Raw genomic sequence first — 22,942 nt, 5'->3', positions numbered from 1 at the left:
GCTCTAATTATTTAAATTATTACATATTTAGCCGCATTTTTGGGGGGGATAGTTAAATTATCACGAAAAATTTTTACTCCTCAGAGCTGGATAATCATGAGAGAAGAGAAAGAACGTGTAGAAATGCGTATGCCTAAGACGATATTAGAAAAATTGGAGCAATATCAAAAAGAAAATGGGATTCCAACTAGAACAGCCGCAATCTTAGAATTGTTGAGAAAAGGATTGGAAAAATAACTTTGGCTAAAGCCAACCGAAATTCATCTCCCACCTACTCATTGGTGCTATTCGCACCTTCACATTCCTTGAGGATGGGAGACTTCTTTCAGAAAGCCGTTAAAACCTATACACCTTTCCCTTACGATAAACCGGAATGGAAAAATGTTTTCCATTCAAAGCTTTCTTTGCACATTCAAAAATGGAGCTTCCCTGCCGCGATAACGGTTACGTTACAGCAGTTACCGGAGCCGGGGAAAAGGCAGCCATCTCCAGTTTAGTTATAACGATTGATATCCCTTTTTCCGCTTTGTTCCAGGCGCACGACTAATGCTGTCAAAATGTATTTCACATAAGCCAGCACGCTCGAACGGCGCTCGCGGATGATGTTAAGCTGGTGGATAAAATCGAGTATACTTTCCCTGCTCATATTGCGGACAAGCAAATCGATTGCCTGCTCGATTGTCAATTCCCGGTACCTGTCTTTGCTTGTCTGCACTTCAATTGATTCAAACGAATGCATGAAAGAGTGGAGAATTCCTCTGATCTGATTCTCACTCAACGGAATTTTTTTTAAATCTCCACTTGATGTTTTGCTCAATTTCAAACTCAAATCCTTTCTACACGACGATGCAGATGCCGGGCTGCACGCTCTGTATCTTTTTTGCATTGCCACAGCAGCGCCCCCTTCCCCCTTTATGCAATACGGATTTGAAACGATGAAAAACGGGATGATGAAAATTTTTCACATTTGCCTGCTTTATTATTATAACTGCAAAGGAAGGAACCATTATAGAGCGTAAAACGGAAATGATCCTTTCAGACTAGTTCTTGCCGAAAAATTATAATAAAGGCGGGCTCTCTTTGCCCGCCAGATTACATTATTGTTTCGTTTCTTTTACAGATTCATACATTTTTTGAAAACGGGCTTCCACTTTTGCAAAAATGGTGCCGTCCGGGAAGTGGCCGCCGGAAGTGCGTTCTGCTCCCGCGTTTTCGCCGGTTAAAATTTCAATCCCTTCCGAAATATGGCGGACGGCCCATATGTGGAATTGGCCGGCTTTCACGGCATCCACGACTTCATCATGCAGCATCAAATTGCAAACGTTTTGCTGCGGAATAATGACGCCCTGGCACCCTGTCAGCCCGCGGTCTTTGCAGATGGCGAAAAAGCCTTCTATTTTTTCATTTACACCGCCGATCGGCTGGATCTCGCCCCACTGGTTCACTGAACCGGTAACGGCAATCCCCTGTTTGATCGGCATGCCGGCAAGCGATGAAAGAAGCACATACAATTCGGTACTGGAGGCGCTGTCACCGTCAATAAGCGAATAGGTCTGTTCAAACGTGAGGCTCGCCGAAAGCGGGATCGGCTTGTTTTTGGCAAACATGCCGGATAAAAACCCGGTTAAAATGAGCAGCCCTTTATTATGAATCTGCCCGCTTAAAGAAGTTTCCCGTTCAATGTTCATAATGCCGCTTTTTCCGACAAACGTTTGCGCCGTGATTTTTGTCGGAATGCCGAATGTCGCATCCCTTGTCCCCATCACAGCCAGGCCGTTAATTTGGCCTACCCGTTCGCCGTCCGTATCCACCATAATCGTCCCGTTATGGATCATTTCGCGGTATTGTTCGGAAATATGGTTCGTCCGGTTTGCCTGCTCTTCCAGCGCTTTGCGGATATGATGGCTGTCTACGCAGGCGCTTCCTTCTTTTTTCGCGCAGTAACCTGATTCGACGAGAATTTTTGTCAGTTCCTGGAAGCGCGCAGTCAGTTTCTCCTGTTCCCCGGCAAGGCGCGCACTGTGGTCAATGACTTTCGCAACGGCGCGCCGGTGGAACGGGAGAAGGTTTTTCCGATCTGCATAATTTTTGATAAAATAAGCCATTTTCCTGCGGTTTTCCGCATCCCGCTTCATCACCGTGTCAAACTCGACTTTCACTTTAAACAGCTTATGGAAATCTTCATCCACGCTTGATAACAAATCGTATAAATAGTAAGACCCGATAATGATCACTTTGATATTGAGCGGGACAGGCTCAGGCTTAAGGCCGCTCGTCGGGAAAGCGCCTCTTTCAGCAAACGGGTCTTCAATCTGGATTTCCCCCGTTTGCAACGCGCGTTTTAAAAGGGTCCATGCATACGGCTGCGACAGCAGTTCGGCAGCCTGCAAAATTAAATAGCCCCCGTTCGCCATATGGATTGCGCCCGGTTTAACGAGCGTGAAATTGGTCGTCCAGCTGCCGAACGCGCCGCGGTACTCGATTTTCCCGAATAAGTTTTGGTATGTCGGGTTCGTTTCATAGATGACAGGCGCGCCCTGGCCGTTTTTATGGCTGACAAGGAGATTGACGGCATAGCGCTGGAGCTGCTGCTCTTTGCTGCCGGTCAGCGCCTGGACGACGGCGTTTCCTTCTTCCTGGTCGGTTAAAAACAACGAAAAATGCTCGACAATATCATGGTTGTATTCCTCGAGATAGCGGAGGACTTTTGGAAAATCGCGGTAAGCTTCTTTTAGCGGCTGGAACAGGCCTTCAATGGTAAAAGCAGCTGTCTCTTTATGAAAACGGTCGAGATTTTTCCGGAGCTGTTCTTCAATCTTCCGGATCTGGTACACCGTTTCATTGATTTTTTCCTCAAGCTGTTTTTCCCGTTCTTTCAATTTTTCTTTGTTGGCATCGGAAAGCCGCTCGTATTCTTCTTTTTCCATCGGCCGGCCGAAAAAAAGCGGAATGGTTTGAATGCCGGCCGGGGTCCGCTCCAATTTAAAATTCAGCCCGGACGCGAACATTTCCGTTTCTCTCCAAAGTGCCTCGACCTGGTTTTGCGACGCGTCAATGATATTCCGCTTCTTCTTTTCCGTTTCTTCATTTGAAAAAGTGGCGCGGAGTTCCCGTTCAATATCAATCAAAAGGGTTTCCATCTTGCGCTGAAAACGGAGGCCGCTTCCAGCCGGCAAATTGATGACAAGCGGCCGGTCCGGATTTTCAAAATTGTTGACATAGCACCAATCATCCGGCACCGGCCGTCCGGATGCGAGCTTTTCGACACTATGTTGCGTATACGTCATTCTGCCCGTCCCGGACGGCCCGACGACGAATAAATTGTAACCGGACTGCTCGACAGACAAACCGAAATCCATCGCCTGTTCCGCCCGCTGTTGCCCGATCATTTCATTCGGCAGCGTTTCTAAATCATCTGTCGTTTCAAACGGAAACTCGTCCGGGTTGCATTCCGAACGTAATGATGAGACAGGTACACGGTGTACGGATAAAACCGTTTCGTATTCTTCCCGATTCATTGCAATCCCTCCCAATATGGGCAATGCCCTCTCCGTAAGATTTCGACATTTTTGTCGGAATTCCTGCAAAATGGCGGCATGTCAAAAAGTGAACATTTTTAAAACGGAATCTGTTGTGATCATTTTTCTCCGGCATTTCACCAGGTGACAGGAAAAATCTGTTTTTTCCCAAAGCAGGAACATCCTGAAAAAGATTTTTTGGCATTCTATAGCAGCACATCCAGAGCGAAAATTTGCAGAGGGAAAACGCGCAAACATTGCGAAGAACCCGGGCATTTCGCGGCAGGAAAAACGCAGAGCAGCCGCAATCTTCCAGGACCAAATATCGAAACACGAAAAACTGCTCCGGTTCCATGCGGAGCAGTTCACTGCAGAGCTTAGTAATCTTTCACAGGCGCTTCCCTGAGTGGCGTGTTCTTCGCGCGCACTTTCGGGGCAACTGCGATTTGGTAGTATACAAGCAGAAAGACGAGCCAGAGAACCCCGGCGAAAACGGAGATACGCGTTAACGGTGAAATGGCAATTGCGATAAAAGCCAAAAGAAGCATGGCCAGCCCGGCAATCGGCAAAACCGGCCAGAACGGCATTTTGTAATGAAAACTTGCGCCTTTGTCTTTGGATGCGGCCCGGTTCACAATCTCCAGCACGAGGATCAGTGCCCAGATAAAAATAGCCGAAAAAGCGGAAGCACTCGTAATCCAAACATAGACAGTATCCGGCGCAATATACGTCATGATGGTCCCAACCGACATGGCCACAGCAGTTGCAAACACGCCGGCGTACGGAATCCGCTGTTTGTTGAGTTTGTTGAGGGAACGCGGGAGCAATCCTTCATTCGCCATACTGTAAAGCTGCCGGCTGCCACCGTAAACGCCGGTATTGCACGATGAGAGCCCGGAGAAAATAATGATCAGGTTCATCAACGCCGCCGCAACCGGAATGCCGACTTGCGAGAAAAGAAGAACATACGGGCTGCCGTCATGCCCGGCCAGTTGCGTCCACGGATACGCGCACAGCATGATCAAAATGGATCCGATATAGAAAAAGGAAATCCGGTATGTAACACTTCTGAATGCTTTCGGCATCGACTGGCGCGGGTTGTCCGATTCGCCTGCCTCCACGGCGAGCGTTTCAATGCCGGCGTATCCCTGAATCACAATCGCAACCGCCTGGAAAACGCCGAACCACCCGGCCGGGAAAAACCCGCCGTGCGCCCAAAGGTTCGAAAAGCCAACGATTTTTCCACCATTAAATAAACCGGTAAAAATCATCAGCGCACCGAAAACCATAAAGGCGAGAATTGCAAAGACTTTTAAAATCGCAAACACAAACTCAATCTCGCCAAAAATTTTTACAGCCAGTAAATTAGAAACTGTGAATAAAATGAGTGCCAAAAATCCTGGAATCCAGGCCGGAAAATGCGGAAACCAAAACTGGACCAGCTTTCCGATCGCGGCAAGCTCCGACATCACAGTCGCCACCCATAAAAACCACCACATGCCGCCTGAAACAAAGCCCATCCGCTCGCCGAACAAATCATGCGCATACTTGCTGAATGATCCGGCAACCGGTTTTTCAACCGTCATTTCCCCGAGCGCTCGCATGACAATGGCGACAACCAGGCCGGCCGCAATATACGCCGCCAAAACACCCGGTCCCGCCATTTTCACTGCCTGCGAAGCGCCGTAAAACAGCCCAACGCCGATGACGCCGCCTAATGCCAAAAACTGAATATGCCGGTTTTTCAGCGACCGGCTTAAATGATTGCCCTGTTTTCTGTCATTCTCCATCCTTCCAACTCCATTCGCTTTTTTTGTCTGCATACCCTTTGTCCACTCGTTATAAACAAAACGGGCCGATGTTTCAGCTTCCGACCCCCGGGGTATACTAACGGAAAAAAGGAAGTGAAACCATGTCCGATAAACAGTTGAAGAATGAAGAAGAAAATGAAAAGAAGAAAACGAAGAAGCTGGCTGACAAAACACTGACGGACGGGACAATGGACAGGAAGGAAAAGAAGGAGGAGTAAAATCTGAACTGATAAAAAATTTTGTTTTTTGTATTGACAGCCTAGCCTAAATCTTGTATAAATAATTTAACAACAAAAAACGTATAATCTCTATGGCTGGAGACGATGAGAAGCCATAGCCAAAAACATGACAAATGTTTTTTTGGCTATGGCTTTTATTTTTCGGCAGGATTATACGGAAAAGAAAGGGAGAGAAAAATGAGTTTTGAGCATTTAGACTCGCCACAGTTAAAGCGCTTCCAAAGGAAAGTCACACTTTTGTCTGCCGGCGGTACTTTTTTGGATGGCTTTGATTTAACGGTAATTGCTGTTGCCATGCCGCTGATCCTTGATCACTGGGAATTCGGGCCGGGCATGCAGGGACTGATTACTTCCTCAGCTGTCATTGGCTCTTTTATCGGAGCAATCTGGCTGGGAAATTTAACAGATAAGTATGGACGGAAAGCCATGTACGTGGTTGATTTGTTGGCATTTGTCGTTTTTGCGACACTTACGGCGTTTGCCCAGGCACCTTGGCAACTGGCCCTCTTCAGATTTTTACTTGGTATAGGGATCGGGGCAGACTATCCGATTTCCGCTACGCTTGTATCCGAATTCAGTGCGACGCAAAGCCGGGGAAGGCACAGTACATCACTCGGCGCCATGTGGTTTGTCGGAGCGGTTGTTGCCTATCTGGTTGGCATACTGCTTGTCCCGCTCGGCGAAAATGCGTGGCGTTACATGTTACTTACTGGCGCCATTTTTGCTCTCATTGTCTTCTTTTTCCGTGTAACGCTTCCGGAATCACCACGATGGCTTACTGCAAGGGGGCGTGAAAAAGAAGCAGAAGAAATCATGCTGAAAATTACCGGACAGAAAGTCAAAATTCAGCCAAATATGAAGCCAAAACAAAAGATTAGCAGCCTTTTCACGAAAGTACTTTTCCGTCGCACTTTCTTTGTTTGCGGATTCTGGTTTTGCTATGCCGTTGCCTATTACGGAATTTCCATGTATACACCGACCATTCTAAAACCATTTACTCACGGATCGCAAATGATGGTATATATTGGTTCCGGAACGGTTAGTTTGTTGGGATTAATCGGAGCAATTATCGGGATGAATTTGGTTGAAAGAATTGGCAGAAGGCCGTTGATCATTACTTCTTTTACCGGCTTATCCATTGCATTAATCATTTTAGCACTGAACCCTTCTCCGACAATGGCTTTTCTTGTCATCTTATTCAGTTTTGCCGTACTATTTGCCAACATGGGTGGCGGCATTCTTAATTTTGTATATCCAACTGAGTTATTTCCAACCGGCATTCGTGCAAGCGCTTCCGGATTGGCAACTGCCGTCAGCCGGATTGGTTCAATCATGGGCATTTTGGTATTCCCAAACCTTGTTGTGGCATGGGGTAACAGCAAAGCCCTCTGGTTTTTTGCCGCCGCCGGATTGCTGGGACTTCTTATCTCGGCTATTTTAGCACCGGAAACAAAAGGGAAAAACCTCGAACTTATTAATCAGGAATTTGATGAAAAAAATGCTGAAGCAGGAGGTAAAAATGGAAACTTGGCTTAGTATATGGTCAATCGGGCAGGAGAGCACGCTGGATGATTTTAAAATACTTCAAAAGGCCGGCTTTGACGGCGTTGAAATTTGGGCAGAGCATTTACGGGCAAAAGAAACCTTTGAATATGCCCGGCAAACTGGCTTAAGAACGAGCATTCATCTTCCATTCCATGATTTGAACATTGCCACGCCGGACACGATTATCTATGAAAGGGCGTTTCATGTATTAAATGAATGGATGGATATTTTAGCGGGATACGGAGGCAGCCATGCCGTTTTGCACGGTGGCTATGCCTGGTCCTCTGAAGAACGTGATGAAACGCTGTGTCGTGTTCAAAGCCGGCTCATGAAATTAAATGAAGCGGCACAAAAGCGGGGGATCGTGTTGTTGCTTGAAAATCTAATCCCTGACCGGTTAAATTACTGCCACCATGTTGCTTCTAGCTTAGAAGAGTGGACCGGCCTGCTTCAAGCCTGTAATTTGAAGGCATGCCTGGACACGGGACACCTGGCGATCATGGGAAATGAACTGGAAGAGACTGTAAAACAGCTTGGTGAATTGTTGGGAGAGATACATGTATCAGAAAATGACGGAAAAGCGGATTTGCATTTGCTGCCGGGGGAAGGGAACCATTATACAGAAAAACTGATTGATATTTTGACAAAGTATCAGTTTACAGGGCCAGTTGTATTCGAAATTAATCCTTATCAATATACTCTAAAAAATATAGCAAATAATATGGCAAAGTTTAGAGAAAAGCAAAAATAACATGGGCAGAGACTTTAGAGACCCCCAGCTGATAATAAACCTCTCCAAGGTTTATTAAACTGGGGGATTTTTCTTTTATTGGGAGGGAAGGCAATTGAAAAAGGGATTTATTTTTGATTTGGACGGAACCATTTATCTCGATAACCAATTGATAAAAGGGAGTGCCGAAACGATTGACTACTTGCGGAATCGGGGACACCATGTTGTATTTTTTACCAATAAATCCATTGCCACCAGAACTGATTACGTAAAAAAATTGAACCAGCTTGGGATTCGTACTTCAATTGAAGATATTATCAATTCAAACTATGTGACTGCAAGATTTTTAAAGGAAAAAATGAATCCATTAGAGCTTGCCTACGTGATCGGAGAAAAAGCTTTGTATGATGAATTAGAAAAAGAAGGAATTTTAATTACAGAAGATGCTAATCTTGCAAACTATATTGTCCTGGGGTGGGATCGCCAGTTTACTTATGAAAAACTGAAGCAGGCATACATGGCATGGCGAAAGAATCATGCTTTGATCATTGCCACCAATCCTGACCGCACATGTCCTACTGCAGAAGGACCGGTTCCGGACTGCGGTGCATTAATTGGAGCATTTGAAGGCGTGACCGGCATCAAAATTGACCATATTATGGGAAAGCCCTCGAGATTTGCGGCAGATCTTATTGTTAACCATATATTAAAGCTGAAGCCTGAACAATGCTATATTGTTGGTGACCGTCTCGAAACCGACATTCATATGGGAAATGTTTACGGCTTACATACCATTTTGGTTTTAACAGGGATCAGCACGCAGCAAACGATCAAAACAACAGGGATACAACCTGAGTACACTCTCGAAAGTGTAAAAGAAATGATGCAAATATCCGAGATTATTAACTGTGAAGCAGAAAAACGAGGTGCTTTGCATGATTGATTTTTTTCAGTTTGACATTGAAATGCTCCTAAAACTCGTCATGTCTTCCATACTTGGATTGGCAATTGGACTTGAACGGGAAATAAAAAGAAAACCGCTCGGATTAAAAACAAGTCTTGTAATTTCAATTGTCAGCTGTTTATTGACAATTGTTTCCATCCAGTCTGCTTATTCGTTTCCTCAATCCGATTTTGTCCGTATTCAAATGGATCCTTTAAGGCTCGCTGCCCAGATTGTTTCCGGAATCGGATTTCTTGGGGCGGGTGTAATATTACGGAAAGAAGATGATACCATTTCCGGTTTAACAACGGCTGCCATGGTTTGGGGGGCAGCCGGTATTGGAATTGCCACCGGTGCAGGCTTTTATATGGAAGCAATTGCAGGGGTCGTACTGCTAATCATTAGCGTGGAAATCATTCCGGGATTGATGAAAAAAATTGGTTTTGAAAAACTGTACGCAAAAGAGATTTCTCTCAATCTTATCTTACAGGAGAGTCGTGATATACAAAAGGTCATTCGTTCCTTAGAAAAACAAGATATGAAAATCATCCAAACCCATATTAAAGATCTGGATCATGCAGCATACCAGCTTGAGTTAAAAATAAAAGTCAGAGAAAAAACGAGCATTGCTTTTCTTTACAGTGAAATTATCCAAATGAACGAAATCAAACGGTCGGAAATCAGCGGGTGAAAAAAGAAACGGCACAAAAGGCCGTTTCTTTTTTATCAAATTAAATATCAAAATTCCAAAGTGAAGGATCCCCTGTTGAAATGGCCAGTGCACCTGCCTCTAATCCTTGCAAAATATTCTCTTTTGATTCAATTAAACCACCGGCAATAATCGGAAATTTTACCTTTCTTGTCAGCTGGTCAATTATGTTGGGCATCAGACCAGGGAGCACTTCAATGGCGTCAGGACTACAGGTTTTACTCGTGTCAATTCCCTTCTGGACAGCAGATTTATCAATTAGAAAGATCCGCTGAATGGTCATCAGTTTTTCATCTTTTGCATATTTAATTAAAGAATGTTTAGTGGTAATAATCCCGGTTGGCTTCCATTTTTGAGCGATAAATTTGACAGCACTCCTTGCATTGGACAACCCTTCAATAAAGTCCATATGTATAAAAATATGCTTTCCGGCCTTTCTTAACTGTTCAAGATACTCTGATGTATTCAGCAAATCCCCTGTTAAGAGAAATACAATATTAGCCCGGCTCAAAGCTGCTTTTTCAATATCCTCTTCTTTTTTCACTGAAGCAATGACCTGCGATTGAACAAGATCAACAATATTCAAAATAATTACCCCCTTTTTGTAATCATGCTACATCTACTTATTCTTTTAACCTTACTGGAATTCCTTCATAAAAAACTCTCCTTCAGCCGTCAATAGAAAGTGGATTGGCAAGTACTTCTTGCTCCGTTGTGTTCAATGGTTTAAAATTTGGCGGATTCCCATTCGTTATTTCAGCAAATGGCAAAGCGTCTTTTTCACGTGGCCATAAAAAGAGGAAAGCATGTTCGACCCAATCCTTTCCTCTCATTTCTATTTTTTCTTCCGGCCTTTGTCATAGGTGATCACCATTTCGGATTTCTTTTTTCTTCTATTCTTTAAGCCTCTCCCTCTTTCCCACTCTTTGATTTCGTGAATACTTCCTGCTCATTCATCGCCCATTTCTCCAGTTCCTGCAAAATGTCCGTGCCAATCGTCTTTTTCCGGTAATCTGCAGCAGAAAGCATCATCAGCCACGGATAGGCTGATAGGCTGCCGGCGGTATCGCTTTTATCCTTCGTCTATATTGTTCCCACGTTGACCTGAACTTTGTCCAAATCAAATGTATGGAATTCCAAATGCGGGCTCCAAGTGAATGTCCAGTTTCTTCATTCTAACATCGGAATCTGCTCCGCCGGTCAAAAGTGCCGGAAATGGAATATCAAATATAAAAAGGAGGCCCTGGAAAAGGCCTCCTTGGCTAAACCTAAAATTAACGCAACAATTGCAATACTTGCTGTGGCTGCTGGTTGGCTTGAGCCAGCATCGCTTGTGCTGCTTGGGCAAGGATCGATTGCTTCGTTTGTTCAGACATTTCTTTCGCCATCGTGCGAACATTTGCTTTCACAAATGACAAGACTATATCTTCATCCTCCAGCTTTCTGAAGGAGCCGGGCACTTCGGATTGGCAATGTTGAACGGCATTACCTCACCTACGGATTTCATCGCCATAGCATTTGCTTTAGGCGGTCTATCCTAGTCGTTGAACCTTCTCCACTCTTTCGAGACAGGAGCTCGGCTGCTGATTGCCCAATCTTTTCTTTTTTCAAACCCTCACGCCTGCCGTTTCCAGCTTCGTTGTGGCAAGAAAAGCTCTCAGGGTTTTCCAGCAATTCACCCGGTGATAATCTCTAACCGTTGCCAGTTAGGACGACTGTGCTTGTCACTGCTTACGCAGCTAAAGCATAATCAACGTCACGAATACGTGATTCAGCAGAAGTTAAGTTTTCTGAAGATGTGCTTAGGTTGTTGATTGTATGTTCCAAACGGTTTTGATAAGCACCAAGTTTAGAACGTTCAGCAGATACTCTATCAATTGCATTTTGAATTACAGTTACTGCATTACCAGCATTTTCTGCATTACTTACATCTAAAGCATTTTCGGCAAGGTTATTGTTTGTTCCGTCGGTTACTGTTGCAGAACTAGTAAATCCACTACCTATACCTGTAATACCAAGAGCTGCTGCACGCATATCTGAAAATTCAAGTGTCATTGTTTGGTCCTTATTAGCACCAATTTGAGTAATAAATGAAGATGTAGCAGATGTAGCAGTTGGGTTAGTTGTACCAGCTGTCAAACCAATACCAGTACCGCTAACATTACTAATTGTAATAGCGTCAGTAGCATTCTCAGCAGTAAGTGTTAATTTGTTACCATCTTTACCAACTTTGACTCCTGATACGCTAGCCTTACTTAATGCATCACTTACTGCACTTACTAGATTATCGATATTGCTTGCGGAAGTACTACTCCCCCCAACTGTTACCGATACAGCTTTACCTGAACCAACCTTAATATCAAATTTAGCTTCTTTATCAGAACTTAAATCTACTGGTGAAGTAAAGTCTACTGCCGATCCAGTTACCTTCGCTGGTGTAGTAGTAGCAGGAGTAACATGACCAGCTGTACCATTTAATAGCTTTTGAGTATTAAACTCTGTTGTGTTACCGATACGGTTAATTTCAGATGTTAATTGGTTCATTTCCTTTTGGATTTCAGCACGGTCATCTGTAGTATTCGTATCGTTACCAGCTTGCACAGCTAATTCACGCATACGTTGAAGAATATCATGAGTTTCATTTAACGCACCTTCAGCAGTTTGAATCATAGAGATTGAATCTTGAGCATTTTTCCCTGCTTGATCCAACCCACGAATTTGTCCACGCATTTTTTCAGAAATTGCTAGACCTGCTGCATCATCTGCAGCACTGTTAATACGAAGCCCTGAAGACAGTTTTTGCATGGCTTTTGATTGCGCGTTGGTTGCAGCATTTAAGTGGTTCAACGTGTTCAACGCTGCAATGTTGTGATTGATAATCATCTATGTTTCCTCCTTGAATGTTGTGCACCCACATCCTTGTGGGCGGAATTTTTTAACGGGGTTCGAGGTCGGCCGCCCTGTTCCCCCGCTCACTCTTTATATCGGATGGGGAAACATTTGATTTAATAGTTTTAAAGAAATTTTTTCGTGCGGATTGGTTTTTGAGGGACTGGGAAGTGCGGATACTGTTGTCTTGGGGAGGATTTCCCGTTGTGTGCAGTAACAGGTTCAAAAATATACTGGGGCCTGTTGCTGCCTGCCGCCCGCAGCATTTCTTATATTTTTCCCCGCTTCCGCACGAGCATGCCTGCACTAAAATTTGCCCACCCGTTTTTCAAGCCAGATTCCCTCCAAAAAAGCCCGGCACCGTATTGAAAATCAAAAAAGTACCGCTAACCAATGTGTCCCCGGACTTTTTTTAACTGCCCATATCACGCGCCCCCGCTGCCTTTCTTGGATTGGGCAAGCAGATGGAGCAGGCCTTCGATATTTTTTGCGGCGTTCGCGTTTTCTTTCTGTATCTCCAAATACACTTCTTTCCGGTGAATTTCAACATGTTTCGGGGCGTTGATGCCGATTTTGACCTGGTCGCCGTGGATCGCGGCGATGGTGATTTCAATGTCATCGCCGATTTGGATTGACTCGCCTTTTTTCCGCGATAAAATCAGCATCTTCTCACCCCTTTTCCTTGCCCGACCCGTCCGCAAAGAGCGGATGCCTTGTGTGGTAATGCCGGTCGTTTAAAATCAGTTGTTTCCCCTTATGGTTCTTTTCGTTCATAATAAGCGGCGCCTGCAAATTGGCTGTTGTTTCCGAAAACGGATCACGGACCGTCAAAATGGCATAAACCCGCACATCTTCCTCTTTTTCAATCGACAGCTGTTCAAGCGTGGCATCGTCAATGTTAAATGCATAATCCCGGAAAAACAAAAACGGGCTTGTGACGACAAAAGCGACATAGGGGGACGCCGTTGACTGGAGGACCATATAAATACCGTCGTCCAAAAGTGGCAGCAACACAAAGGATTTCTCATCCGGAAATCCCGGAATCCCGCCTTCAAAAAGCCATATATCTGCATCCTCTATTTCCACTTTGCCGTGGTATTTTGTTTGAAGCTTCATCATGTTTTGCGAGGGGTCCCCGGCTTTGGCTGCCGGGGAAAACCGCCTTCTCTCCTTTCGATGGGCATATTGTTTTGCGCTTTCTAAAAATCTTGCAGCGCCAGCATTTTCCTGCTCCTAACCGTCGTTCCGGTCCTGCCCCGCCCGGTTTGAAATTTATAAAGATAAAAAAAACGGCACCACCCGGCAAAGCAGGTTGGTGTCCCCGTATTATTTCAAAAAGTCGAGCAATGTCGGCTGGATCACTTGTGCGCCGACTTTTAACGCAGCAATATAGGCGCCGGATGCAACGGAAAAGTCCGTGTACGCCTTGTCGACATCCACATCTTCGTTGCCGGCCATGATCTTCGTTGCCGTTATTTCCTGCTGGGTGACGCGGTCTTTCATCAAATCAAGGCGGTTGCTCCGCGCCCCGGCCTGCGACAGTTCGCTCAGCACGTTGTCAATATGGCCGTCAATTTTGTCCAAATAGCTGCCAAAGCCGCTTGCCGATGTACCGGATTTTAAATCGCTGATTAAATGGTTCAAGTCTTTAAATAGATCATCGGAAAAAGCATTCGCTCCGTTCGCATTGACTTGCAGATAAATGCCTTTTGACAGTTCAATTTTTACCGGATTGGTGTGAATGCCGAGGCTGGTTGAGCCGTCAAACGTGCTGATATCGCCACTGATCGGTTTCTCCGTCGTACTTGTGCCGTTAAAAATATATTTGTCCTTGACTTTCGTGTTGGCAATATTGACAAGCTGGTCGCGGAGCTGTTCCACTTCATCGGCGATCGACTGCCGGTCAGTCGGAGTCTGCGTGTCCGTTGCCCCTTCCACTGTCAGTTCCCGGACCCGCTGCAGCACCTGGTTGGCTTCATCAAGGGCGTCATTTGTCGATTCAATCCAGGTGCTGGCTTCCGCGAAGTTGTCTTCGTATTGTTTCACCTGGGCGACGGTTCTCCGGTAGGAAATGCCTTTCATCGCGGACAGCGGATCATCCGAGAGTTTGTTGATCTTTTTGCCGGAAGACAGCTGTTCCTGGTATTTTGCGAGTTTACTGTAGCTTGTGTTTAAATTGTTCAAAAAATTATTGGCGAGCATCGACTGGGTTACACGCATCGTTTTTCACCTGCCTATCTGCCTACAACGCCCATGCCGTTGATGATTTTATCGAGCATTTCGTCTGTCATGGTGATCATCTTTGCTGCAGCATTATAGGCTTGTTGGTATTTGATCATATTGGTTAACTCCTCATCAAGCGATACCGAGCTGACGGACTTCCGGTTCATATCGACCGAGTCCAAAAGGGAACCGGTATTTTTCTGCATATTGCCTGCCTGTTCGGCATCCACCCCGAGTTTTCCGATGATGCCTTCGTAATTGCTGGTGATGGTGCCGGATGCAAGCGGCAGGCCGAGTGCCGCGATGTTAAGCCCGCCACTGATCCCTTCAAGCTGCACATTTTGGCTGCTTAAATGAAAGGTATCCACATTTGAAAGGTTAATGGCATTCAGCCCGTCGCCGGAATCGCCGTTTGAAGAGGCGGCGATTTTGTTGTATGTAAGGCTGCTGTTGACGGCAATTTGGCCCGCGGCCCCTTTGTAGCCCGTTAAGGCGCCGAACGTAAAAAAGGCAGTCCCGGCGTTCCCGTTGAGGTCTGTCCCTTTTTCGTGGACAGCATTAAATACGTTTCCGAACGTGTAGGCGAGTTTGTCCAGGCTGTCGAGCAAACCCGGATAAGCCCCTGCTTCCACTGTGCCGTTTGCGCCGGTATACTGGTAACCGTAGCTTTCAATCAGCCCCAAAAGTTTGCCTTGCGGGAATGTGACCGTGCCGGTTGCATCCGCGATCGCAAAATTTTTTCCGCCGATTGTGATGCCGGCTATCTCCCCGTTTGCCGGCGGCCCGTCGAGGATGCCGTCGCTGTTGCTGTCGGTGCCCCCTTGCACTTCGACTGCATTGTAATTTGAACCTTGGACAAGGTATACGCTTGTGCCGTCCGCAGCAGCCATTTTAATGTTGTAAATGCCGTCCGCATTTGCTTTTGCATTTCCACCGCTTTTTTGGACTTCGACGGTTACGTTCAAATAATTGGACAACTTATCAACAAGGCTGTCCCGCTTGTCATACAAGTCGTTTGGCAAATAACCGTTCGGCTCCAGGACAGCGATCTGTTGGTTTAAGTCGCTGATCTGTTTTAAAGTGGAATTGATATCGTTGACCGATACGCTGATTTCGCTGCCAACATCCGTTTTGTACTGGGAAAGCGTGCTGTTTAAATAGTGGAACGTATCCGTCAGCGTCTGCCCGCGTTCCAAAACAACCGATCGGGCAGATACGTCTTCCGGGTTCGTGCTTAAGTCCTGCAGGGATTCCCAAAATGCTTCCATTGTGTTGGCCAAACTGCTGTCCGTACTGGTTTCGTCCATGACGGCTTCCATTTTGCTTAATGCATCTGATTTGGCGGACCAGTAACCGGCTGCACTGTTGTTTTCCCGGTATTGGACATCGAGATACTTGTCGCGGATCCGCTGCACTTCGCCCGCTTCCACCCCTGTCCCGAGCTGTCCGGCGATGGCCGGGCGGTTCATCGAAGCAGCGGGGTAGGGGTCTGTCGCCTGCAAGTTTACCCGCTGCCTTGTGTAGCCGTCGGTATTGGCATTAGCCACGTTCTGCCCGACGGTGTACAGGGCATTCTGTTGGGCCGTTAAAGCCCGCTTTGCTGTTTCTAATCCAAAGAAAGTGGACACCTTGCTCCTCCTCCGTATTGTTTCAGGCCCTTGAGTCAAACCGTGGCATGGCGGCCGTCGCTTTTTGCCCGGACGGCGGCCCGTATGTGGCGGGTTCATTTTTCGGATAAATCAGATCCAGCATGAATTGGGTAAATTGAAGGGAATGATAAAGGAGCATCTGGTTCAGCTCATTTTGCTCTTTCAGCTTCCTTGTGATGCCAATCAGGCTTCCCCTCAACGTTTCCAGCCGGGACCGTGCTTCCCCGGTCGCCGCCGCGATGCAGTCCGACAGTGTCCCGTTGCCGCCGGTAAGCGCCTTTGCCAGCGTTTCCCGTTCCTGTTCAAGTGCGCCGATTGCACGGATATGGGCCTGTTCATCCCGGACGATCTTTTGCAGTTGTCCGATATCCTGCTTTTTCAGCGCTTCGGTTTTTTCGGCGCCAAGGACGAACAGGCTTTCATGGAGCTTCTGCAATTTTTCAAGGCATAGGATCAATTTTTCCGCAGACATTTACGCCACTCCTTACTTGCCTGTAAAATATTTCAATATGCCTTCAGCGGTTTTTTCCGCATCCGGCTGATAGGTTCCGTGCTGTACCTGTTGTTTTAAAGCCTCAATTTTCCGGCTCCGTTCCTGCTCAAGTCGGGACGTTTTTTGCAGCTGTTTGGCTTCTGAAGAAATTTCCACTTTATCCGTTTTCCGGGTGCTGGAGGCGGTTTGCCGCACATCCCGCTTTGTCTGCTGCTGATACGGATTGATTCCTGAAGTATTGACCGGATTGATTTTCATTCAGCTCACCCCTTTTTCAAACGGTCTCCGTTCCATTATGTTTATTATATCGGATAAAGCTGCGCAATGTTTACTTGATGTGATAAGTCTTTTTTCTTATTTCTTTCTGCCGTTTCTTTTCTTTTTCAAAACGTTCGAGACCTTTTGCAATCGTTTTTGCACATTCTTCGCATAACTTTCCGGACTGGATCAATTTGCCGCAACGGTCGCAAGGATATGCCAGATTTGGAAAATGCGCAATCAAAAGCCGGCCGTTCCGCACCCATTTGAAAACCAGCTTTTCCGGAACATGGTTTTTTTCAACGATTGTCTCGATCGTTGCCGCACGGTTTTCGCGTTTCCGCAAGAATTGAAAAACCCGTTCAAATGCGGCCTCTTCCTCGCGATAGCAGTCTTCGCACACATCGCGGACGGGATTTTTAACATATAATTTTCCGCAATTCGGGCAGTTTGCCAACTCCGCCATTCGGCCCGCCTCCTTTTTCCGGCACATTGTCTTCTATCTTTTATATCGGCAGAAATCCCGTTGAGTTTAACTTCTTGCCGCGGTTAACGATACAATTTTCCGGGCGCCCGCTTCACGCAACACTTTTGCTGCATGGCGGACGGTCGAACCCGTCGTATAAATATCATCCACCAGTAAAACGGAACGGCCTTCGATTGAAATGTCTTTTTCCATATAAAAAGTTTGGGCCTGATGGATGCGGCCAGCCCGTGTTTTTTTCGATTGTTTTTCAGCATGGACGCGGTGAAGAATGTTTGCCGTTTCGAACCCGGCGGCACGGGCGAGCGCCTCCGCCTGGTTAAAAAGCCGCTCGGAAAGGCGCTCCGGGCTGAGCGGGACCGGCACGATGCAGTCAAATGCGCGGGACTTGAGGGCCTCTTTGATGCCGTCCGCAAAAATGGCGGCGAGCGCATAATCTCCGCGAAATTTGAAACGGGTAAAAATGTCTTTGCAAAAATCGTTGTACGTATAAGACGAAATGTTTTCATCCAGCACGCCCGCCCATTCTGGGTCTTGTTCCCATCTGGCGCAGTCAAGGCACAGATCCCCCTCCCGATAAGAAGCATCCAGCCTGGCAAGGGGCCGGGAACATTTCGGGCAGACGGGCGGTGCAATTTTTTCAAGCTGCGCGCGGCAGTCTTCGCAAAGAAGCGGCCCGGGCTGCGGAAAAATCAGATTGTGCCAGGACAGTTTACGGGTAAGCGGCTGGTGGCAGAACAGGCAATATTCATGCATCGAGCAACCCCCGCTTTCCCGCTTCTTCATTCATGGAGAGAATATGGCGCTGTGCTTTCACCATCGCATTTGATTTTCCATAATGGAAGAACGTAACATCCCCATTTGGGAAATCGGCGCTTCTCCCAGCCCGGCCCGCGATCTGGACGAGGGCGGCTTCCGTAAAAATGGCATCTTCCGCCCCGACGACACAGACATCAATGTCCGGGAACGTGACGCCGCGTTCAAGAATGGTCGTCGTCAGCAAAAGCGGCGTTTCGCGGGCGCGCATCTTTTCCACTTTTTCTTTCCGTTCCGGGTCTTCTGCGTGCACCGATTCAATCGACGGATGCAGTTGTTTAAAAACCGGTTCTGCTTTTTTCATGAGGCGAATGTTCGGGAGAAAAAGAAGCGCCTGTTTTCCGGTTTCAAGTCTCTTTTTTACCCATGCTTCAACTGGAACCGGGAGCTGTCCTTTTTCAAACTTTCTCCGCCAGTTGCCTGCCCATTTGAATATAGGAACGGGGAGGGGCTTGCGGTGGTAACGGGCCGGGATCGTGACAAACGGGCGCTTGCCTGCCTTGCATTCAAGTTGCCATGTTTCACCCGGCGTTGCGGTAAGATAAATGCGGGCGCACCTATCTTTTGCCGCTTTTTGGACGGCGCGCTGCAGCGTTTCATCGAAAGTATACGGAAAAGCGTCCACCTCATCCACAATTACGGCATCGAAAGCAGATGCGAAGCGGTACAGCTGGTGGGTAGTGGAGATCACGAGCTGCGCCCATTTATGGCGGTCAGGGCTGCCGCCGTAGAGCGCGGCAATCAGAATATCCGGGAAAACGCGGCGGAAGCGGGGGGCAAGTTCAAGGACGACATCTGTCCTTGGTGTCGCGATGCAGACGCGTTCGCCGTTTGCAAGCGCCGCTTCAATCCCGTTAAAAAGGACCTCTGTTTTACCTGCTCCGCAAACCGCCCAAACCAAGAGCTCATTTTTTTGGAGAATGGCTATTTTGACCGCTTCGGATGCGGCCTGCTGCCCTTCAGAGAGGGTCCCTTCCCAATGGAGCGGGTGCCGGGGCGGGTGGAATGCGGGCGCAGGGCCTGCCCATGTGAAAAGCGGCTTGCATGCGGTAACCCGCCCCATCATCAGGCAGTTCCGGCAATAGATGCTCGTTTTCCCGCAGTGGGCGCAAGGGAATTCGGCAAAAAGATGCGGCGCGCGGTTGCCGCAGCGCAAGCAGACACAGTGCGGGAATTCGCCCTGAATCGCAGGCTCGGCGCGGATCCAGCCTTGTTTTAAGTGCTGTTCGACTAGTTCCGGCGAAAAAGGGATTTCCGGTTCGAGCAGGATCCTCCCTGCGAGGTGGCGTTGAAGCTGTTCGGAGAAAACAGAAGGCAAAGTGATCACTCCTTTGTCAATTGCGGGGGAGGTAGGCAAATGGGGCGGCCCGGTTCCAAACGGATTCGGGAAAAAGCCTGTACGGATGCATGGATTACAACTGCTTATTCAATCGCGGATTGGCCGGCGGGGTTAAGGTCTTGTCCCGGGAAGGATACGCTTAATCGCTAAAATCCTCAAAAGGTATTGGCTGTCCGGCAGGTTTCAAGGCTTGTCCCCGGGCCTGTTATGCCAGGTTTATCCCGGACGATCCCATCTTGCCGGGCTGTTCCAGCGATTTGGAACAGCCTGGCTCTTATTTCAGCATCCAGGCAACGCCGATCGCGCCTTCGCCAAGGTGGGTGGCGATGACCGGGCCGAAGTAGCTGACCGAAAAATCGACGTTTGGAAACCGTTTTTCCAGTTCATCTTTGATTTCAAGCGCCTGTTCTTCCCGGTTAGCATGGATAATGGAGCATTTCAGCGGCAAGCCTTTGGCGGCATCCTCGCCGAGCAGGTCAAAAATCCGGTTGAGCGCTTTTTTCTGGGTGCGGATTTTTTCAAACAGGACAATTTCATCGTCGACAAAAGTTAAAAGCGGCTTGATTTTTAATAGGCTGCCAATAACGGCCTGCGATCCGGACAGCCTTCCGCCGCGCTGAAGGTGGGTGAGATCATCGACCATGAAGTAGGCTTTCGTGGATGCTTTTAATTCATCGAGGCGGGCGAGGATGTCTTCCGGTTCTTTTCCGGCAAGCGCCATTTTCGCCGCATCAATCGCGTAAAATCCCTGTGCCATGCAGCTCCATCCGGAATTGTAAGGGTAAACTTTGATCCCTTCCACCATCCCGGAAGCGGCCACGGCACCCTGGTATGTCCCGCTGATTTTTTTGGACAAGTGGATGCTGATTGCGGCATCGTAGTCTTTTTTAAGCTGTTCAAACAGTTCGACAAACTGGCCGATTGACGGCTGCGAGGATGTCGGGAGCTCGTCCGCCGTGCGCATTTTTTCAAAAAACGCCTCTGCTGTAATGTCAATTTCTTCGCGGTATTCTTCCTTCCCGAAAATCACATTCAATGGAATCATGTAAATCGAGTATTTTTCGCGTACTTCTTTTGGAATATAAGCGGTACTGTCGGTCACAATGGCCGTCCTCATTTTTCCATCTCCCTTCCGCTTTACTATTTTTATTTTATAGAATCAGGAACCGTTTGTCAGCCGTCTTCTTTCTGCGCAATATGGAAATCTGTTTTGTGGCTGGCGCTTTTTCTAAATTTTCCTTTCAGTTTTTCTGCAAGTGCGCAACATATTTTTCATTCATGCCGGAGATTCTCTTCACTGCAAAAATATTTTCCCTTACAAAATGACGAAAATTATACAAAATTGTAAATAATACCATGCCTGGAAGCCAAAAAAGGAAGAATTCGTATGGTCCAGCATGCAATCATTCACTTGATGGCGCTTTCTTTTATGGAAAAATGAATTTTTTCTATAAAATGTTCGTGTTTTCGCCTTTCTCAAAACTTAATTTTCTGTTTTATCTGTCCTTTACAAATCATGTCATATTTTGTAGAATGTCTAAGGTAACTCAAATGGTGCATGCAACTCAGAGATAAAAAGATGTAACAATCAGATTTAAAATATTTGAAAATTCTCCGTTGGCAAAATTATTGGATCACATCTTCATCACTGGGTTGGCTGCAAATAGAAGGAGATTTTCGAGATGGAATTATTCAGGAAAAAATCAATGGATTACATGCTTAAGCAGGCCCGCGGAAAAAAGAGCCTGCAAAAAGCCCTTGGCCCCTTTGATTTGACCATGCTTGGCGTAGGGGCAGTCATCGGAACAGGCATTTTTGTTTTGACCGGTATCGTTGCTGCGCAGGCGGCAGGCCCGGCTATTATTCTGTCCTTTATTTTTTCAGGGATTGCCTGTGCGTTAACAGCTTTATGTTACGCTGAATTCGCCTCTATGATCCCTGCTTCGGGAAGTGCATACACTTACAGTTATGCAACGTTTGGCGAGTTGTTTGCCTGGGTGCTTGGATGGGACTTAATTCTGGAATACGGCCTGGCCTGTTCAGTTGTAGCGAGCGGCTGGTCCGCCTATTTCCAGGATCTGGTGCGCGGATTCGGCATCCATTTGCCACAGGCTTTAAGCGGCGCCTATAATCCGGCCAAGGGTTCGTATATCGACCTGATGGCTGTTGTGGTCGTTTTCTTCCTGTCTGCTGTGTTGTTGACCGGCGTGAAGGAATCGAGCAAAATCAATAATGTCATGGTCTGCATCAAAATCGGCGTCATTTTATTGTTCCTCGCCGTCGGGATTTTTTATGTCAAACCGGAGAACTGGACGCCTTTCATGCCTTATGGCTTTAGCGGCATCATTAAAGGGGCGGCAACCGCATTCCTCGCTTACATCGGATTTGATGCCGTTTCATCTGCGGCAGAAGAGGTTCGCAACCCGCAACGGGATATGCCGATCGGGATTATTTCTTCCCTAGCGATTTGCATTGTCCTTTATGTCGCTGTATCCGCAGTGCTGACCGGGATGATTCCGTATGCCAAGCTGAATGTCGGCGATCCGGTTGCGTTTGCGCTCCGTGTTGTCCATCAAAATTGGGTGGCAGGCTTTGTTTCACTCGGTGCGATTCTTGGCATTACAACCGTTCTCTTTGTCATGATGTACGGGCAGACGCGCCTGTTCTTTGCGATCAGCCGCGACGGCCTGCTTCCAAAATCGATCTCGAAACTGACGGAAAAAACAAAAACGCCGACAAGAAGCATCATTTTGACATGGCTGATGGCAACGGTTTTCTCAGCCGTTGTTCCGCTGAACCAGCTTGCAGAATTGACCAATATCGGCACTTTGTTTGCTTTTATTGTTGTCTCGATCAGCGTTATTGTGCTCAGAAAAACACGGCCGGACATCCCGCGCAGTTTTAAAACCCCGTTCGTCCCGGTTATTCCGGTACTGGCAGTGGCCGCCTGCGGTTATTTAATGGTCCACCTGTCGAAAGTGACCTGGATTGGCTTTCTCATATGGTTCATCATCGGGCTTGCCATTTATTTCGGATACGGGTACCGGCACAGTGAACTCGGGCATTGGAAAGATGGCAGAACGCCAGCTGACCCAGTTAAAAATTAAAGCAGGAAAAACGCAGAAAGCAACACCTGTATAAAATGCCGGGCGGGGCAGCGGAAAAGCAAAATAGCATTTGCATTATGCCGCCATTTTTCTTCAAAGAGGGCAAAAAGCGTACGGACGAACGCTTTTTGCCCTTTTACAATGAAACACCGGAAAATGAAGGTGGCATACAGGTGTATAGTTAAAAAA

25 protein-coding genes are annotated in these 22,942 nt (G+C 47.1%); 6 read left to right on the top strand and 19 right to left on the bottom strand.

The window, feature by feature from the left end; translation table 11 throughout:
- Positions 1–96 precede the first annotated feature (96 nt).
- Positions 97–237: a ribbon-helix-helix domain-containing protein gene (locus tag IC21_RS16935; RefSeq protein ID WP_169312333.1), complete on the top strand. Its 141-nt coding sequence runs from the start codon at positions 97–99 to the stop codon at positions 235–237.
- Positions 238–493: 256 nt separating this feature from the next.
- Here IC21_RS16935 and IC21_RS00945 read toward each other — a convergent pair whose 3' ends face one another.
- The 3 genes from IC21_RS00945 to IC21_RS00935 all read right to left on the bottom strand — a co-directional run bounded on the left by IC21_RS00945 (position 494) and on the right by IC21_RS00935 (position 5,308).
- A complete protein-coding gene (locus IC21_RS00945) occupies positions 494–739 on the bottom strand; it encodes a hypothetical protein (RefSeq protein WP_029142547.1) in 246 nt (81 codons plus the stop codon).
- A gap of 358 nt (positions 740–1,097) precedes the next feature.
- Complete coding sequence (locus IC21_RS00940) at positions 1,098–3,518, bottom strand: Lon protease family protein (protein WP_029142546.1); 2,421 nt, start codon at positions 3,516–3,518, stop codon at positions 1,098–1,100.
- A 377-nt stretch (positions 3,519–3,895) separates the two neighbouring features.
- A complete protein-coding gene (locus tag IC21_RS00935; RefSeq protein WP_029142545.1) occupies positions 3,896–5,308 on the bottom strand; it encodes an amino acid permease in 1,413 nt (470 codons plus the stop codon).
- A 437-nt stretch (positions 5,309–5,745) separates the two neighbouring features.
- On the opposite strand from IC21_RS00935, the gene IC21_RS00930 reads away from it, so the two are divergent.
- The 4 genes from IC21_RS00930 to IC21_RS00915 all read left to right on the top strand — a co-directional run bounded on the left by IC21_RS00930 (position 5,746) and on the right by IC21_RS00915 (position 9,477).
- A complete protein-coding gene (locus tag IC21_RS00930) occupies positions 5,746–7,104 on the top strand; it encodes an MFS transporter (RefSeq protein WP_029142544.1) in 1,359 nt (452 codons plus the stop codon).
- Positions 7,088–7,864, top strand: a complete 777-nt coding sequence (locus tag IC21_RS00925) for a sugar phosphate isomerase/epimerase family protein (RefSeq protein WP_029142543.1) — start codon at positions 7,088–7,090, stop codon at positions 7,862–7,864. Before IC21_RS00930 ends, IC21_RS00925 begins: the two co-directional genes overlap by 17 nt.
- Before the next feature lie 94 nt (positions 7,865–7,958).
- Positions 7,959–8,786 carry an HAD-IIA family hydrolase gene (locus tag IC21_RS00920; protein WP_029142542.1) on the top strand — a complete coding sequence of 276 codons (828 nt, stop codon included), beginning with the start codon at positions 7,959–7,961 and terminating at the stop codon, positions 8,784–8,786.
- On the top strand, positions 8,779–9,477 hold the full coding sequence (locus tag IC21_RS00915; protein ID WP_029713842.1) for an MgtC/SapB family protein: 699 nt from the start codon (positions 8,779–8,781) through the stop codon (positions 9,475–9,477). The genes IC21_RS00920 and IC21_RS00915 overlap by 8 nt, the downstream gene beginning before the upstream one ends.
- 40 nt (positions 9,478–9,517) lie before the next feature.
- On the opposite strand, the gene IC21_RS00910 is transcribed toward IC21_RS00915, so the two are convergent.
- From IC21_RS00910 to IC21_RS00850, 16 genes are all read right to left on the bottom strand, one after another.
- A complete protein-coding gene (locus IC21_RS00910; protein ID WP_013858659.1) occupies positions 9,518–10,081 on the bottom strand; it encodes a glycerol-3-phosphate responsive antiterminator in 564 nt (187 codons plus the stop codon).
- Between the two features lie 82 nt (positions 10,082–10,163).
- Positions 10,164–10,328, bottom strand: a complete 165-nt coding sequence (locus tag IC21_RS16605; protein WP_155116779.1) for a hypothetical protein — start codon at positions 10,326–10,328, stop codon at positions 10,164–10,166.
- 67 nt (positions 10,329–10,395) lie between these two features.
- Complete coding sequence (locus IC21_RS17505; protein WP_257677564.1) at positions 10,396–10,524, bottom strand: hypothetical protein; 129 nt, start codon at positions 10,522–10,524, stop codon at positions 10,396–10,398.
- A gap of 245 nt (positions 10,525–10,769) precedes the next feature.
- On the bottom strand, positions 10,770–10,904 hold the full coding sequence (locus tag IC21_RS00905; protein WP_073193845.1) for a flagellin: 135 nt from the start codon (positions 10,902–10,904) through the stop codon (positions 10,770–10,772).
- Between the two features lie 322 nt (positions 10,905–11,226).
- Complete coding sequence (locus IC21_RS00900; protein WP_029142540.1) at positions 11,227–12,378, bottom strand: flagellin N-terminal helical domain-containing protein; 1,152 nt, start codon at positions 12,376–12,378, stop codon at positions 11,227–11,229.
- A 52-nt stretch (positions 12,379–12,430) separates the two neighbouring features.
- On the bottom strand, positions 12,431–12,691 hold the full coding sequence (locus IC21_RS17625; RefSeq protein ID WP_073193844.1) for an SEC-C metal-binding domain-containing protein: 261 nt from the start codon (positions 12,689–12,691) through the stop codon (positions 12,431–12,433).
- A gap of 118 nt (positions 12,692–12,809) precedes the next feature.
- The gene (gene csrA, locus IC21_RS00895) at positions 12,810–13,049 is read right to left on the bottom strand and encodes a carbon storage regulator CsrA (RefSeq protein WP_029142539.1); all 240 of its coding nucleotides are present in this window, start codon (positions 13,047–13,049) and stop codon (positions 12,810–12,812) included.
- A 4-nt stretch (positions 13,050–13,053) separates the two neighbouring features.
- Positions 13,054–13,503, bottom strand: a complete 450-nt coding sequence (gene fliW, locus IC21_RS00890; RefSeq protein ID WP_017553664.1) for a flagellar assembly protein FliW — start codon at positions 13,501–13,503, stop codon at positions 13,054–13,056.
- A gap of 207 nt (positions 13,504–13,710) precedes the next feature.
- Complete coding sequence (gene flgL / locus IC21_RS00885) at positions 13,711–14,604, bottom strand: flagellar hook-associated protein FlgL (RefSeq protein ID WP_029142537.1); 894 nt, start codon at positions 14,602–14,604, stop codon at positions 13,711–13,713.
- Positions 14,605–14,618: 14 nt separating this feature from the next.
- A complete protein-coding gene (gene flgK / locus IC21_RS00880; protein ID WP_029142536.1) occupies positions 14,619–16,235 on the bottom strand; it encodes a flagellar hook-associated protein FlgK in 1,617 nt (538 codons plus the stop codon).
- A 22-nt stretch (positions 16,236–16,257) separates the two neighbouring features.
- On the bottom strand, positions 16,258–16,728 hold the full coding sequence (locus IC21_RS00875) for a flagellar protein FlgN (protein ID WP_029142535.1): 471 nt from the start codon (positions 16,726–16,728) through the stop codon (positions 16,258–16,260).
- 12 nt (positions 16,729–16,740) lie between these two features.
- Complete coding sequence (gene flgM, locus IC21_RS00870) at positions 16,741–17,007, bottom strand: flagellar biosynthesis anti-sigma factor FlgM (protein ID WP_013858611.1); 267 nt, start codon at positions 17,005–17,007, stop codon at positions 16,741–16,743.
- A gap of 70 nt (positions 17,008–17,077) precedes the next feature.
- Positions 17,078–17,473, bottom strand: coding sequence for a TIGR03826 family flagellar region protein (locus IC21_RS00865; protein ID WP_029142534.1), 396 nt, complete (start codon positions 17,471–17,473; stop codon positions 17,078–17,080).
- 66 nt (positions 17,474–17,539) lie between these two features.
- The gene (locus IC21_RS00860; protein WP_029142533.1) at positions 17,540–18,247 is read right to left on the bottom strand and encodes a ComF family protein; all 708 of its coding nucleotides are present in this window, start codon (positions 18,245–18,247) and stop codon (positions 17,540–17,542) included.
- Positions 18,240–19,625 (bottom strand): ATP-dependent helicase ComFA, encoded by a 1,386-nt coding sequence (locus tag IC21_RS00855; protein ID WP_029142532.1) that lies wholly within the window; start codon positions 19,623–19,625, stop codon positions 18,240–18,242. The genes IC21_RS00860 and IC21_RS00855 overlap by 8 nt, the downstream gene beginning before the upstream one ends.
- A gap of 295 nt (positions 19,626–19,920) precedes the next feature.
- Positions 19,921–20,763 carry a DegV family protein gene (locus IC21_RS00850; RefSeq protein ID WP_017553672.1) on the bottom strand — a complete coding sequence of 281 codons (843 nt, stop codon included), beginning with the start codon at positions 20,761–20,763 and terminating at the stop codon, positions 19,921–19,923.
- A 565-nt stretch (positions 20,764–21,328) separates the two neighbouring features.
- On the opposite strand from IC21_RS00850, the gene bcaP reads away from it, so the two are divergent.
- Entirely contained in the window at positions 21,329–22,753 is a 1,425-nt protein-coding gene (bcaP, locus tag IC21_RS00845; protein ID WP_035180264.1) for a branched-chain amino acid transporter BcaP, read from the top strand.
- Positions 22,754–22,942: the final 189 nt, after the last annotated feature.

This window comes from Heyndrickxia coagulans DSM 1 = ATCC 7050 (genome assembly GCF_000290615.1).
Classification (GTDB): Bacteria; Bacillota; Bacilli; order Bacillales; family Bacillaceae_C; genus Weizmannia; species Weizmannia coagulans.
This window is presented reverse-complemented; position numbering and strand designations above follow the sequence as displayed.

What these genes read in the sequence shown, in the direction of transcription:
- csrA (WP_029142539.1), bottom strand. Translation starts at nt 13,049, where the DNA reads ATGCTGATTTTATCGCGGAAAAAAGGCGAGTCAATCCAAATCGGCGAT.
- IC21_RS00915 (WP_029713842.1), top strand. Translation starts at nt 8,779, where the DNA reads ATGATTGATTTTTTTCAGTTTGACATTGAAATGCTCCTAAAACTCGTC.
- IC21_RS00940 (WP_029142546.1), bottom strand. Translation starts at nt 3,518, where the DNA reads ATGAATCGGGAAGAATACGAAACGGTTTTATCCGTACACCGTGTACCT.
- bcaP (WP_035180264.1), top strand. Translation starts at nt 21,329, where the DNA reads ATGGAATTATTCAGGAAAAAATCAATGGATTACATGCTTAAGCAGGCC.
- fliW (WP_017553664.1), bottom strand. Translation starts at nt 13,503, where the DNA reads ATGATGAAGCTTCAAACAAAATACCACGGCAAAGTGGAAATAGAGGAT.
- flgL (WP_029142537.1), bottom strand. Translation starts at nt 14,604, where the DNA reads ATGCGTGTAACCCAGTCGATGCTCGCCAATAATTTTTTGAACAATTTA.
- IC21_RS00935 (WP_029142545.1), bottom strand. Translation starts at nt 5,308, where the DNA reads ATGGAGAATGACAGAAAACAGGGCAATCATTTAAGCCGGTCGCTGAAA.
- IC21_RS00865 (WP_029142534.1), bottom strand. Translation starts at nt 17,473, where the DNA reads ATGGCGGAGTTGGCAAACTGCCCGAATTGCGGAAAATTATATGTTAAA.
- IC21_RS16605 (WP_155116779.1), bottom strand. Translation starts at nt 10,328, where the DNA reads ATGAGAGGAAAGGATTGGGTCGAACATGCTTTCCTCTTTTTATGGCCA.
- IC21_RS00850 (WP_017553672.1), bottom strand. Translation starts at nt 20,763, where the DNA reads ATGAGGACGGCCATTGTGACCGACAGTACCGCTTATATTCCAAAAGAA.
- IC21_RS17505 (WP_257677564.1), bottom strand. Translation starts at nt 10,524, where the DNA reads ATGCTTTCTGCTGCAGATTACCGGAAAAAGACGATTGGCACGGACATT.
- IC21_RS00875 (WP_029142535.1), bottom strand. Translation starts at nt 16,728, where the DNA reads ATGTCTGCGGAAAAATTGATCCTATGCCTTGAAAAATTGCAGAAGCTC.
- flgM (WP_013858611.1), bottom strand. Translation starts at nt 17,007, where the DNA reads ATGAAAATCAATCCGGTCAATACTTCAGGAATCAATCCGTATCAGCAG.
- IC21_RS00860 (WP_029142533.1), bottom strand. Translation starts at nt 18,247, where the DNA reads ATGCATGAATATTGCCTGTTCTGCCACCAGCCGCTTACCCGTAAACTG.
- IC21_RS00930 (WP_029142544.1), top strand. Translation starts at nt 5,746, where the DNA reads ATGAGTTTTGAGCATTTAGACTCGCCACAGTTAAAGCGCTTCCAAAGG.
- IC21_RS00945 (WP_029142547.1), bottom strand. Translation starts at nt 739, where the DNA reads ATGCATTCGTTTGAATCAATTGAAGTGCAGACAAGCAAAGACAGGTAC.
- IC21_RS16935 (WP_169312333.1), top strand. Translation starts at nt 97, where the DNA reads ATGAGAGAAGAGAAAGAACGTGTAGAAATGCGTATGCCTAAGACGATA.
- IC21_RS00900 (WP_029142540.1), bottom strand. Translation starts at nt 12,378, where the DNA reads ATGATTATCAATCACAACATTGCAGCGTTGAACACGTTGAACCACTTA.
- IC21_RS00925 (WP_029142543.1), top strand. Translation starts at nt 7,088, where the DNA reads ATGGAAACTTGGCTTAGTATATGGTCAATCGGGCAGGAGAGCACGCTG.